Annotated in this window: 11 protein-coding genes; 2 read left to right on the top strand and 9 right to left on the bottom strand. The window is 65.4% G+C overall.

The genetic code is table 11. The features are described from left to right. Window positions 1-46 precede the first annotated feature (46 nt). From JWN03_RS12845 to JWN03_RS12835, 3 genes are read right to left on the bottom strand one after another with little or no spacing between them, the layout of a single operon-like run. Window positions 47-949, bottom strand: coding sequence for an NADP-dependent oxidoreductase (locus JWN03_RS12845; protein ID WP_297614031.1), 903 nt, complete (start codon window positions 947-949; stop codon window positions 47-49). Between the two features lie 56 nt (window positions 950-1,005). Continuing rightward, window positions 1,006-1,644: a class I SAM-dependent methyltransferase gene (locus JWN03_RS12840; RefSeq protein WP_297614029.1), complete on the bottom strand. Its 639-nt coding sequence runs from the start codon at window positions 1,642-1,644 to the stop codon at window positions 1,006-1,008. Window positions 1,645-1,665: 21 nt separating this feature from the next. Then, a complete protein-coding gene (locus tag JWN03_RS12835) occupies window positions 1,666-3,573 on the bottom strand; it encodes a DUF6301 family protein (RefSeq protein ID WP_297614027.1) in 1,908 nt (635 codons plus the stop codon). 90 nt (window positions 3,574-3,663) lie between these two features. Between JWN03_RS12835 and JWN03_RS12830 the strand changes: the two genes are divergently transcribed. Together JWN03_RS12830 and JWN03_RS12825 are read left to right on the top strand one after the other, a co-directional pair. Further along, window positions 3,664-5,412 carry a penicillin-binding transpeptidase domain-containing protein gene (locus tag JWN03_RS12830; protein ID WP_297614025.1) on the top strand — a complete coding sequence of 583 codons (1,749 nt, stop codon included), beginning with the start codon at window positions 3,664-3,666 and terminating at the stop codon, window positions 5,410-5,412. 277 nt (window positions 5,413-5,689) lie between these two features. Next, window positions 5,690-6,679 carry an alpha/beta hydrolase gene (locus JWN03_RS12825; RefSeq protein ID WP_297614060.1) on the top strand — a complete coding sequence of 330 codons (990 nt, stop codon included), beginning with the start codon at window positions 5,690-5,692 and terminating at the stop codon, window positions 6,677-6,679. Between the two features lie 6 nt (window positions 6,680-6,685). Here JWN03_RS12825 and JWN03_RS12820 read toward each other — a convergent pair whose 3' ends face one another. From JWN03_RS12820 to JWN03_RS12795, 6 genes are all read right to left on the bottom strand, one after another. Further along, window positions 6,686-7,303 (bottom strand): cysteine hydrolase family protein, encoded by a 618-nt coding sequence (locus JWN03_RS12820; protein WP_297614023.1) that lies wholly within the window; start codon window positions 7,301-7,303, stop codon window positions 6,686-6,688. Between the two features lie 83 nt (window positions 7,304-7,386). Further along, window positions 7,387-8,379 (bottom strand): GlxA family transcriptional regulator, encoded by a 993-nt coding sequence (locus JWN03_RS12815; protein WP_297614021.1) that lies wholly within the window; start codon window positions 8,377-8,379, stop codon window positions 7,387-7,389. 229 nt (window positions 8,380-8,608) lie between these two features. After that, window positions 8,609-11,251 carry a replicative DNA helicase gene (gene dnaB / locus JWN03_RS12810; RefSeq protein ID WP_297614019.1) on the bottom strand — a complete coding sequence of 881 codons (2,643 nt, stop codon included), beginning with the start codon at window positions 11,249-11,251 and terminating at the stop codon, window positions 8,609-8,611. A 622-nt stretch (window positions 11,252-11,873) separates the two neighbouring features. Then, entirely contained in the window at window positions 11,874-12,329 is a 456-nt protein-coding gene (rplI, locus tag JWN03_RS12805; RefSeq protein ID WP_297614017.1) for a 50S ribosomal protein L9, read from the bottom strand. Window positions 12,330-12,346: 17 nt separating this feature from the next. Next, the gene (gene rpsR, locus JWN03_RS12800) at window positions 12,347-12,598 is read right to left on the bottom strand and encodes a 30S ribosomal protein S18 (RefSeq protein ID WP_297614015.1); all 252 of its coding nucleotides are present in this window, start codon (window positions 12,596-12,598) and stop codon (window positions 12,347-12,349) included. Window positions 12,599-12,652: 54 nt separating this feature from the next. Next, entirely contained in the window at window positions 12,653-13,237 is a 585-nt protein-coding gene (locus JWN03_RS12795) for a single-stranded DNA-binding protein (protein ID WP_297614013.1), read from the bottom strand. Window positions 13,238-13,267: the final 30 nt, after the last annotated feature.

Here is a 13,267-nt window from a genome sequence, read left to right as displayed (position 1 = left end):
CGACGCGGGGAAGCACCAAATGGTCCCGATGGCCAGGAATCTGCGGTCAGGCGGCCGCCCAGGGCACCAGTACGATCTTCCCGCGCACCCGCCCGGAGGCGCTCAGCTCGTGCGCGGCGGCCACGTCGGCGAGCGGCATGACGCGCTCGACCGTGCTGTGCAACTGCCCGCGATCGACCAGCGCCGCCACCGCGCGCAGATCCGTGCCGGAGGGGGTGAAGTAGTGGCGGTGATAGCGGGGATCGTCCAGCGGTACCTCGCCCTGGGCATCGATCAGGCGGCCGGTGGGGTGCAACACCTTCAGTGAGCGTTCGGTGTAATCACCGCCGACCAGGTCGACGACCCAGTCGACGGCGGCGATCGTGGTGAAATCGGTTGTCGTGTAGTCGATTACCTCGTCAGCACCGAGTTCGAGGAGGTATTCGTGATTGGCCGCACGGGCGGTGCCGATCACGTACGCGCCCCGCGCCTTGGCGATCTGCACCGCCAGATGGCCCACGCCGCCCGCCGCCGCATGCACCAGAACCCGTTGTCCCGCTTCGACTTCGGTCAGCGCTTGCCAGGCTGTGAGCACCGCGGTCGGCAGGGCGGCGGCATGGACGTGATCGAGCGTCGCGGGCTTGGGAGCCAGGAAATCCGCTGGGGTGACCACATATTCAGCGTAGGCCCCGTTGCGGCTCAACACCGCGCCGTACACCTCGTCGCCGGGCGCGAACGCCGTGACGTCCGGGCCGATCTCCTCGACCACGCCGGAGACATCGAGTCCCAGGGTGAACGGTGGTGCGCCCAGCTTGGTGACAATGCCCGCGCGCAGCTTCCAATCGGCCGCGTTCACCGAGGTGGCGGCCACCCGGACGAGGACCTGGCCGGGGCCTGGGCGCGGCTTTTCGACCTCCACCGTCTCCAGCACTTCCGGACCACCGAGGATTCGCTGACTGATCGCTTTCATACCCATGGGTCTTCGCAAGCCGGAGCGGTGGATTTCTATTCCGGCCGGAGCGGCGGTCAGTTCCGGACGGCGAGCACGTAGCCCTGCGGGCCGCGATCATCGGGCCGCGGTGCGCGCAGCATTCGGGCCGTCACCCGGAAGCCGGCCTGTTCCAGCGCCTCCGCCAATGTATCCGGGGCCCAGCGGTATCCGGGCGCGACCTTGTGATCGAAGGCCTCCACACCCTGTGTTTGCTCGGGCGCCTGGAAGCCGAACAGGACATGGCCCTCCGGGCGCAGGACGCGCGCGAACTCGGTCAGCACGGTGGGCACCCGCTCCGGCGGTGTGTGAATGATCGAGTACCAGGCCACGATTCCGCTCAACACCGCGTCGTCCAGGCCCATCTGCTCCATCGAGCCCTCCTCGAAGTGGATATCGGGATGGGCGGCCTGTGCCTGGCGGATCATTTCGGGGGACAGATCGATTCCGAAGACATTGAGGCCCGCGGCCTTCAGATAAGCGGACACCCGGCCCGGACCGCACCCGACCTCCGCGACCATACCGGGCTCGGTTTCGGCCACCAACGCGGCGAAAATGTCGAGCATGGCTCGATCGAATGGATTCGAATCCAGTTGGCGCTCGACCAGATTGGTGTAGAGCTCGGCGACGGCGTCGTATCCGGCCCGGGTGACAAGGACATCATCGATCTCGGTCATCTCTCGACTCTAGGGGTCCGGTCAGAAGCCGGTCGCGCCCGTCGACGGGGTGCGCAGGGCATGCTCTTCGCCCTGCGCGTGCACCCGCAGCACGGTGTACGGGCCCATACGGGTGCGCAGCGGCCAGAGCGCGAACTCCACGAAACGGCGGAAATCCCGGAAGAGCGCGGGCCGGTAGAGGCCGTGCCGCCAGACCGGGCGGCCGGTCGCGGGACGCTGCCAGCCGTTGGTGCGCATGAGTTCGGTCGTGCGCGGATGCAGGCCGAGGCCCGCCTCCGCATCCAGGGTGACCCGCACGCCGTCCGCATCCCGAAGGAAGGTCGTGCAGCCGCGATCACCGGCATCGATGGTCACCTCGGCAGTCTCTGCTAGATCGGCGACTATGGCCGACAGATCGTCGAAGAACTGCCGCCACTCGCGCTCGGCGGCACGGCGCGCTGTCTGCTGCTGTTCGAGGATCAATTGCCGTTCGCGCTCCGCGGGATTCACCAGGTAGAGCTCGACGGTATCGACCGCCGCCACCACCCCGAGCGCGAGCCGCCGGGTCGACCAGACCGGGCCGTGCGCGTGCCAGAGCGTGCCGTGCACGGGCGCACCCAACTCGGTGCGCAGGCCGTCGACGGCGCGGGTTACGGCCGCCGTCAATTGCTCGCGCACCTCGGCGGGCGGGCCCTCCTCGTACAGCTGCGATTCGATACTGTCGCTGAGGGTGATGCAGACCGACTCCAAACGGTCACCGTCGCAACAGAATCGGGCTCGGGCGCCGTCGATGCGCAGCTCGGTCTTGACCCACACCACGCGGTCCGCCGGGCCGGGCTCGCCCTCCAGTTGCCAGCCGAACCGTTCGGCGAAATCGTCGATATCCGCGCGTGTCCAGGTCCAGACGAATTCCCTTGCGGCACGGGCGATATCGATTCCGCTGGGGACATCCACGCGCAGTGGGCCGATATCGAAACCGTACGGGGCATTGCTGCGCAGGAATTCGGCGCGCTGCGATCGGGAGGTCGGATGCGGTGGAATTCCCAGTGCCGCCAGGTCCAGATCCTCGCCGCCCTCCACCCAGGCATCGACCACCAGATCCGTGACCGCCTGCACCTCCAGCGTGCGGAGCGCCTCGACGGTGCCGGCGGCAAAATGACTCACCGCGGTGCGACCGGCATTTCGGGGGAGCTTGCGCCACCAGTTCGCATCCTCGGTGGGCGACCAGCCCTGTGCCACAAGCAATTTCCCGACATCATTGCCGTATCGCCAAGTGGGGTCGATGAATTCACTGCGGCTCAGCTCGCTGGTCAGCTCGCGCTCCTCGACCGCGAACTGCACGTACCGGCCGCCGGCCGCGGTGACGACCACTCGCGCATCGGTCGGCAGCGTCTCCAGATATCCGGCAAGGTCTTCCGAGAGCCGGCCCCACCCACCCATCGCGGTGCGCCGCCGGGCGCCGTCGTGCCGCCGGTCCATCCAGAACCGCTGATCCACGGGGTTCACCAGCATGAGGTCCACGGTGTCGGGGCCGAGGCCCAGTCCCACCACCAGATTCGGCAGGATCCACGCCGGTCCCTCCTCCGGTCCCGCGCCGTGCTCGGGTTCGCCCAGCACCTCCGTAATGGCATCGCGCACCCGGATCAAGGCCTCGGCGAGCAATTCCCGGCTGCCGAGTCCGTCCGGCGCCGGGCAATCGGACACCGGCACCCGCACATATTGCAGCCGCCGCCCGCTGCCCCAGAACATGGCCGAGTCCCACCACACCCGCAGCCCGGTCCGCGAGAAGACCGCACCGCGTCGCATGGTTCCCACCGGTTCCGGCGTCTGCCAGCCCACCCGGCGCGCGAAACTACGGACGTCCGTCGGATCCCAACTCCACCCGAACCCCACTGCGGCCTTGACGATCCCGACCGCGCCCGCACTGTCCACCCGCACCTCGAAACCCACCCCGCGACCCTAGCTCCGCCCGTCGCGGCGGGGTAGCCTCCTGCGGCGGGTAGCGTCGAGACGATGCGGACGGGAACCAGACTCCTCGGAATGGTTGTCGCATCGGGACTGGCCCTGACGGCCTGCTCCAGCGGCGACTCGACGGCCGATCGAATGAAGCAGGCGGCGAACGGTTTCGCCGACGCGCTCACCCGCGACGACGTCGCCGCCGCGGCCGGCGCCACCACCGATGCGAAACAGGCCACCGATAGCCTCGGCGGGCTCTACGACGCACTCGGCAAACAGGTGAAATTCCAGGTCGGCAATGTCGCGGAGGCGGACGGCGGGGGCACCTTCACGCTCGCGGCGGACTGGAAACTCGGCAAGGACGGGCACGACGAGTGGACCTACTCCACCACCGGCAAACTCGACAACACCGGTGACGGCTGGAAGGTGCACTGGAACCCGGCCACCGTGGCACCCGGGCTCGATATCGGGCCGCTGTCCTACGGCTCCGTCGACCCGGCGCCCGCGGCGCGCGTGCTCGACAGCACCGGCGGCGAATTCATGAGTCAGCAGATCGTCACGCTGGTGAATATTGCGCCCGGCGCGGATACCGCCGCGGTGGCCGGACTGCTGCACGCGGCGGCCCCCGATGTCACCGCCGCCTCGCTGACCTCGGAACTGGCTGGTGCGCAGGGTAAACCGATTACGGCCGTGACCCTGCGACCGGCGGATATCGCGCCCATTCAGGATGCTCTCGCCGCACTGCCGAATGTCACGCTGGCGCCGCAGACGCGCCTGCTCACCACTGATAAATCCCTCTCCTCCCCGGTGTGGTCCGGGCTCTCCGATCTCTGGCAGCAGGATGCCGATGCCGCCGCCGGCTGGGCCGTTCGGGCTCGTGGCACCGACGGCAGCACCCAGCGCGTCGGCGGACAGGACGCCAAGGCCGTCACCGATATTCACACCACGCTGGACCCGGCGCTGCAGCGTGCCGCCGAGGCGGCGCTGGTCCCGATCCCGCAGGCCGCGGCGATCGTGGCGCTGCAACCGTCCACCGGAAACGTGCTGGCCATCGCCCAGAACGGCCCGGCCGACGATCAGGGCCCGCTCGCGCTCACCGGGCTCTACCCGCCGGGGTCGACCTTCAAGACGGTCACCGTTTCGGCGGCGCTGCAATCCGGCGCGGTCACCCCGGACACCGTGCTCGCCTGCCCCGGTACCGAGAACATCGAAGGCCGGCAGATTCCCAATGACAACAACTTCGACCTCGGGCAGGTCCCGCTGCACACCGCCTTCGCCAAATCCTGCAACACCACCATGGGCCGGCTGGCAGTGAATCTCGCTCCCGATGCGCTCACCAATGCGGCTATGCAACTCGGCCTGGGCGTCGATTACACGACGCCCGCCCTGACCACCGTGACCGGCAAGGTTCCCAATGCCGACACCGCCGCCCTGCGCGTCGAAGAAGGCATCGGTCAGGGTCAGGTCACCGCGAGTCCGTTCGGTATGGCCATGGTCGCCGCCGCGCTGGCTCACGGGTCGCCGCCGAACCCGGCACTCGTCCAGGGGCGTCCCGGAGTTCCCGGCAAGGTGCCGCCCGCGCTGCCGCCGACGATTGCGGATCAGGTGAAAACCATGATGCGAGAGACGATTACCGCCGGGACCGCGACTCAGCTGGCTGATATTCCGGGTCTGCTCGGCAAGACCGGTACCGCCGAATTCATCGATGACAAACATGCGCACGGCTGGTTCGTCGGGATCTCCGGCGATCTCGCCTTTGCCGTATTCATCAACGACGCAGGCAGTTCCACGCCGGCCGTCGAAGCTGCGGGTCGCATGCTTCGCGCACATTGAGCGCCGGCGGCAATCGGCGAGACGTGTGCCGCATCACATTATTTGTGGCTATTTTCTAGCAACGACTTCTCGTTCGTGAGCGATAGGTACTTCGAACAGGCGTGAGGACAGCAACTGCCGCTGTTCTCACGCCCGTTCGTATCCGGTTCGGGGACCGTTCCGGATGGTCCTGCGGGGCTGTGACCGCTCGAACGAGAGGAACCGATCGTTGAGATCGCTGCGCCGTACATCGAATTCGTCCGAGTCCACCCGGGGCTGGCTCCGGCGGGCGGTGCTGATGGTGGCATTGGCCCTGGTCGTACCCCTGGGGATGGTCGCCCTCGGCGGTGCGAAGGCCTCGGCGGCATTCAATCCGGCCGCCTTCGACTTCTGGGTCGACTCACCCACCATGGGGCCCATCAAGACCCGCGTGCTGCGTGCCGCGGACGGCAATACCAACCGTGTCGTCTACGCACTCGACGGTATGCGCGCCGGTGAAGGCCTCAACGGCTGGGAGATCGAGACGAATGTCGCCGAAACCCTGGCGAGCTGGAATATCAATGTGGTCATGCCGGTCGGTGGCCAGTCCAGCTTTTACACCGACTGGAACGCACCCAGCGAATTCTTGGGCATACCAGCGGGAACCGGCTCGGCGAACACCGGATCCGGTGCCACCGACGCACTTTCGGGTGGGCCCGGTAAGAGCTACCGCTACACCTGGGAAACCTTCCTGACCCAGGACCTGCGCTCGGCACTGCGAGATCGGCTGGGCTTCAATCCCAATCGCAATGGCGTCTTCGGCCTGTCGATGGGTGGCAGCGCCGCGCTCACGCTCGCCGCCTACCACCCCGACCAATTCAGCTTCGCCGGCTCGTACTCGGGCTACCTCAATATCTCCGCCCCCGGCATGCGCGAAGCCATCCGCCTGGCCATGATCGACGCCGGCGGCTACAACGTCGACTCCATGGCTCCGCCCTGGGGTCCGCAATGGCTCCGCATGGATCCCTTCGTCTTCGCCCCGCAGCTGGTCGCCAACAACACCCGCGTCTACGTCGCCGCGGCCAGCGGGCGCCCCACCGCCAACGACGGTCCCAATATGGGCACCGTGAACGGTATGGCCCTGGAAGCCCTGGCCCTGGCCAACACCCGAGCCTTCCAGGTCCGCATGGCCACCCTCGGCGCCGCCAATATCAGCTACTCCTTCCCCGAATACGGCATCCACGCCTGGAACAACTGGCAGGACGAGGCCTACCGAATGATCCCCGATCTCTCCGCCAATATCGGCTGACCACCGTCAGTTCGGGAGGGCATCGACTGTCGGGACCACCGTGCCGAACAGGTCGGTGATCGTTGTCAGGCTTGCCGCCTGCAGGGCAGCGGCAGGCAGGACACTGCCACCCGGCGCGGCGAGCGCGCGCGTCGCCGTGGTCTCGGCGACGACGGTCGGCCGGTAACCGAGATTGAACGCGCCCTGGGCGGTGAATGTGACGCACATATGGGTCATGAAACCGGCCAGCAGGAGGTCGCCGTCCGGGGCAATGCCCAAGTCCTGCAGCACTTTCTGCAGTTCGGTCGAGTGGAACGAGTCGGGGAACTCCTTGACCACCACCGGTTCACCGGGCAGCGGGGCAACCTCGTCGCTGATTGCTCCGATCTGCGCGCGAATGTCGTACGGGGTGTCCACACCACCGTCGTTGAGGACGTGGATAACCGGAATGCCCGCGGCCCGAGCGCGTTCCAGTAGTCGAGCGCCCGCCGCGAGCGCCTCCTCGGCGCCCTCCAGGGCCATGACGCCGGTGCGATAGGTGTTCTGGTAATCGATCAGGATCAATGCCGACTCGCTCAGCCGCGGCGGCTGATTGTCCAGGCCGATCACATCACGCAGGGTCGTCGACGGGTTGGTTGTGCTCATCAGGGGTCCTCTCATAGGGAAATCGGGTACAGCAAAGCCACATCGCGCATGTGTATGCGGGATGTTCGGTGGGACAGGGAATTTCAGGCGGGCTGGGTTCGGAAGCGACGGCGATAGGCGGCCGGGGTGGTGGCAAGTTGTCGCTGGAAGGCGCGATGCAGCGTCTCGGCAGCGCCGAAACCCGCAACCGCCGCAACCTGATCCAGCGGAAGGTCGGTGCTTTCCAGAAGTCGGCGCGCAGTCTCCACCCGCGCCGCTTCCACATAGTTGGTGGACGAGGTACCGGTCTCCTGCTTGAACACCCGCGCAAAGTGCCGCTCGCTCAAGCACATTCGAGCAGCCAGCACAGGCGCGGACAAGTCTTCGTCGAGATGCTCGGCGATCCACAGCCGCAGTTCATCGATATCCCGCCGAGTAGAAGCAGGCCGGCTCATCGGCACCGAGAACTGACTCTGCCCGCCCTGCCGCTTGAGGTACATCACCAGCTGCCTGGCCACCCCCAACGCCAACTCCTCCCCGTGATCCTCCGCGACCAGCGCCAGCGCCAAATCCAAACAGGCACTGATCCCCGCCCCCGTCCACAACCGCCCACGATCGGTCCGCACAAAAATCGGATCCGGATCCACCGTCACCGCCGGATGCTCGAAAGCAAGCTGGGCCGCCGTCGACCAATGCGTCGTCGCCGTCTTCCCATCCAGCAACCCCGCCGCCGCGAGCACATGCGCACCCACGCACACCGAAGCCACCCGCCGAGCGTGCGGCGCAGTAACCCGCACCCACTCCACAACGTCGGCATCTATCCGAGCAACGGGCCCATGCTCGGTCAGATCAACAGCTCCCGGAACCAACATGGTGTCCACCCGCTCACCAACCTCATCGAACGCCAAATCAGTCAGCAGCCGAACCCCCGCCGAAGTCCGAACAGCCCCCGCAACCGGCCCAGCCAACCGAACCTCATACAGCTCCCGCCCCCCACTCTCACTGTTGGCCAGCGCAAACACCTCAGCTGGGCCAGTGACATCGAGCAGATCGACATCAGGAAAGACCGCGATAACAATGCGATGCGGAGTGGACATACCCCTGATCCTCGCGAACCCGCAGCATGTCCGCAATGACGATTCCCTGTCACATTCGGACATGTCTTCCCTGATGTCGGCCCACGACCGAGGCCAGGCTCGGCATGTCGGGGAGCGGACCCGCAGTTGCGGTGGACGGAACAGCGGGTGTCTCAGCGCCACAGGCTGTGTAGGGCCTGTGCCGCTGAAAGACGCTCTGTGTGGTTGCGGGAACAACCACGTATTTCGATCAGCCTCGGGCCATGTCGACGAACCGGCTGAGATGCAGCTGATGTGCCACGGTAATAGTGGCAGTCGGACCATTTCGGTGTTTACCGACAATGAGGTCTGCTTCGCCGCCGCGAGGGTCATCTCTTTCGAATGCATCAGGGCGATGCAATAGGATAACCATGTCCGCATCCTGTTCGAGCGAGCCCGATTCACGAAGGTCGGAAACCATTGGTCGCTTATCGGTTCGCTGTTCTGGACCACGGTTCAACTGGCTGATGGCAATAACCGGAACTTCCAATTCCTTCGCCATTAGCTTAAGGCTTCGGGAGAATTCCGAGACTTCTTGCTGGCGCGATTCGACCTTCTTGCCCGAGCTCATGAGCTGCAGGTAGTCGACCACGATGAGGCGGATGTCGTTGCGCTGCTTGAGGCGGCGAGCCTTCGCGCGGATCTCCATCATGGTGAGGTTCGGCGAATCGTCCACGAATAGGGGAGCTTCGCTGATTTCGCTCATTCGGCGGGCCAGTCTGGTCCAGTCGTCATCGCTCATGCGACCCGAACGCATATCGGCGAGTTTGATTTTCGCCTCCGCCGATAGGAGACGCATGACGATTTCCGTGCGGCTCATTTCCAGAGAGAAAATAACGCTCGCCAAGCCGTGCTTGATCGAGCAACTCCGCATGAAATCCATTCCGAGCGTGGAGTTGTGCGTCGGAACCATTGCGCGGCCGGCGAGGTAGAGGTGATCGGTGTTGTCGACCTCCACGCAGCGGACCGGGACGCTGGCAACTGGGCGGATATCCACGATGAAGCGCGAACCGGAACGGGCAGTGTTGTTCGCACCCCGGCGTTTCTTGTGTAGCAGTTCTTTTCGGCTCAGGCCGAAAACCTCGTCCTCGGTCGCGAAGGTCAGCGTGTACGCCGTCGACGACTGTTCGGTGCGGCCGCGAACCCGCTTCGTCGAGAGCTGGCAGCGGTAGCCGAGGCTCACGATCAGTTCTTCGACACCACGGACGAGCCGCTCACTGGTCACCGCGAACTGGACGGAGCCACCCTTGGTGACCGTGCCGTCAGTGTCGAGCAGGCCGGCCAGCAGTGCCCGACGCTGCGTCTCGGACGCGCGCAAGTAATCAACCGGGATGTGCTTGTTGTTGAGAACACCGATCGTGCGCAGCCGAGCCTGCACCGAACCCACAGTGTTGCGGCAGTTTTGGCACATACGAAGGCCGATCGACGGCCCGCCGCACACGGAGCAGGCTGGTGCGGGCACCGGCGCGGAGACGAAACGCGCCTTGCCGCCACAGGATTGTCCGCAGGTGCGGACTTCGCTTGTGAAGGGAACGAACTCGATGCCGCATACAACGCAGTTGCGCGGTGGAACGGGGCCCTCGGCAGGCAGCTGCAGGGAATAGCGCAGAGCTGCTGATTCCGAATGCACCGTGATGATGCCTTCGTCTTCGATGCGGCTGAGAATCTCGGGGTCGGCTGTTGTCAGCTGGGCCGCGGCGGAGGTTCCATCGCCGAGCCATGCACCGAGGGTGTAGGGCGGTACCAGCAGATCACGCTCGGGCAGTTGCAGAGGTTCGGTATTGACGACGGAGTGGTTGATACGGCGGTCCGCGGTGGCGCACCGGAGCGTCGCCTCGATCTCTGCGGTAGTGCGGATCTGCGCGAAAGTCCGCTGATTCTGATAGCGGTTGTAGCCCGTGGTGGCCTGCTGTGCAGACCGCCGAGAGGCTCGCGTCTCTGTCAGCCATTGATGCTGCTCGTCGGCGACTATGACTGCGCCGTCGGAGAATTCGACCTCGTAGCAAGGTCGGCCGGTCATGATTTCGGTAGCGGCCACCACGCGGGTGGGGAGACCGTCGGCGTCCAATAGCTCGTCGCCGACCGAGACCTCACCCATAGTGGTCCAGCCGGTAGGCGTCGGCAGCGGAGTTTCCAGCGCCAGCGCCTTACCAACACCAGGTCGGGCCGCGACGATGATCATCTGGCCGGGGTGCAGGCCGTTCGTCAATTCGTCGAGTTCGGTGAAACCTGTTGGGACGCCGAGGGAGATGCCGCCGCGGCTGGCTATGGAGTCGATTTCGTCCATGGTGGGCTGGAGGAGTTCCTCGAGGGGGAGGAAGTCTTCGCTGGAGCGGCGTTCGGTGACTTCGTAGAGTTCGGCTTGGGCGCGGTCTACGACTTCGGCCACGTCCTGGCCGTCGGCGCCGGCGTAGCCGTACTGGACGATGCGGGTGCCGGCTTCGACCAGGCGGCGCAGGATCGCCTTCTCCGCAACGATTTCGGCGTAGTAGCCGGCATTGGCCGCGGTGGGGACCGTTTGGGTCAGGGTGACGAGATAAGGGGGGCCACCGATGCGCTTGAGTTCGCCTCGGCGGTCGAGGGTGGCGGAGACCGTCACCGGGTCGGCGGGTTCGCCGCGGCCGTAGAGATCCAGGATGGCGTCGTAGATGGCCTGGTGTGAGGGGCGGTAGAAATCGCCGGGGCGGATGACCTCGATGACATCGGCAATGGCGTCCTTGGACAGCAGCATGCCGCCCAGGACCGACTGCTCGGCGGCCATATCGTGCGGAGGCTGGCGGCCGAAATCCTCACCAGGTGCTTCGCGATAGCCGGGGCTCTGTTCCTCGTGGCCGCGATCGTCGACGACTGCCATGTCGACCGTCCTCTCTCGTCCGGCCCGGATTCACATCCCTCACCGTTCTACGCCAGTGCACCGACACTTTCGGGCAGCGACGCGTCGCTACCGGTGGATATCGGCAAACCGGTGGTGCCGGGTGGTGGGTGTCGGGAATCGTGCCGTCCCCGGGGCTTTGGTCACGACAATGATGCGAACCTAGGCGACCGGACGGCACCCGCCAAACCGAGCTGTGGATACACCTGTGGATAAAGTGGGTGTTGTTCACCAACCGTTGTGCACCCCCTGTGTATAACGTGGGGACAACAATCAGCCGGGTTCATCAACACCCAGGTAGTGGGCCATTTCTCGGTAATCGCAACTGTGGATCAAATTGGTCCGGCGTGTCGCTGGACGTCCACCTTCGGGCGTGTTGGGTGAACAGCCTTCGCCAGGCATGTGACCTGCTACACAACGAGAATGGTTGGTTTGCTTTGTCATCCACACCCCGGGTGAACACCCCGAAGCGCGCATGGCGATGCCTCACGAGCACAACTCGCGAGGCGAAATAGGCAATACCTGGCAAACCTATACCGGGTAAACAGAATCGGAGGCCACCCACGCACCTAGGTGCGAAGATGGCCTCCGCTCTCGGGCCGAATTACTCGGCGCCGTTGACCTGCAGTTCGAACTTGGCAGCCACATCGGGGTGCAGGTGCACCACGACATTGTGCTTGCCGGTGCTCTTGATGTGAGCCTTCGGCAGTTCGATGCTGCGCTTGTCGATGACCGGGCCACCGGCAACCTTGATGGCTGCCGCGACGTCGGCGGTGGTGACCGAACCGAAGAGCTTGCCGGTGCCGGCGGTCTTCACCGACAGCGCCACGCCCGTCAGGCCCTGAATGGCCTGCTTCAGCTCGTTGGCGTGATCCAGGTCGCGCACCTTGCGCGCGTCCTGGGCACGACGGATGCCCGCAACCTGCTTCTCGGCACCACGGGTGGCGGAAATCGCCAGTCCGCGGGGGAGCAGGAAGTTACGGCCGTAACCGTCCTTGACCTCAACGGTGTCGCCGGGCGCACCGAGGTTGTCAACATCAGCAGTCAGGATCAACTTCATTGCTGTGTCTTCCCTTCTCAGCGAGCCGTGGACACGTAAGGCAGCAGAGCCACCTCACGGGAGTTCTTGACGGCTACGGCAATGTCGCGCTGGTGCTGCACGCAGTTGCCGGTCACACGACGTGCGCGGATCTTGCCGCGATCGGACACGTACTTGCGCAGCAGCGCGGTGTCCTTGTAGTCGATGTTGACGCTGCCGGTCTTTGCTTCCTTGCAGAAGGCGCAAGCCTTCTTCTTCAGCACCTTCTCGCGTGCCGGTGCTTTGGCCATGGGTTTTACTCCGTAATCCTGGGGGAGCCGGTGGCTCCCTGCGAATGCCGTTGTCTAGAACGGCGGTTCATCGTCCATCTGCTGCCCGCCCCCGAAGGAGCCGGCCGCGGGCGCACTGCCCCACGGGTCGTCGCCGGCACTCTGGCCGCCACGACCTCCGCCACTGCCACTGCTTGCACCGCCGGAGAAACCTCCGCCGCCGCCCTGACCGCCGCCGCCCCCTTGGGGAGCTGCGCCGCCGCCGCCGGAGAAACCTCCGCCGCCACCGCCACGGGTGGTTTTGTTGATCTTCGCGGTTGCGTACTTCAGGGACGGACCGACCTCTTCGACCTCGAGTTCGACCACTGTGCGCTTCTCACCCTCGCGGGTTTCATAAGAGCGCTGCTTCAGTCGTCCACTCACGATCACCCGAGATCCACGGGTCAGGCTCTCGGCAACATTTTCCGCAGCTTCTCGCCAGATGTTGCAGCGCAAGAAAAGCGCTTCGCCGTCTTTCCATTCATTGGTATTACGGTCGAACACACGGGGAGTCGACGCGACCGTGAAGTTCGCGACGGCCGCTCCCGCGGGCGTGAATCGAAGCTCGGGGTCAGCCGTCAAGTTTCCGATGACGGTGATGACCGTGTCGCCTGCTGCCATTTGTTCCTCCTGCTATCCGGTGCAGTCCGC

Source organism: Nocardia sp. (assembly GCF_025465275.1).
Lineage (GTDB): Bacteria > Actinomycetota > Actinomycetes > Mycobacteriales > Mycobacteriaceae > Nocardia.
The sequence above is the reverse complement of the archived record's forward strand: the minus strand, read 5'-3'. Positions and strand labels throughout refer to the sequence as shown.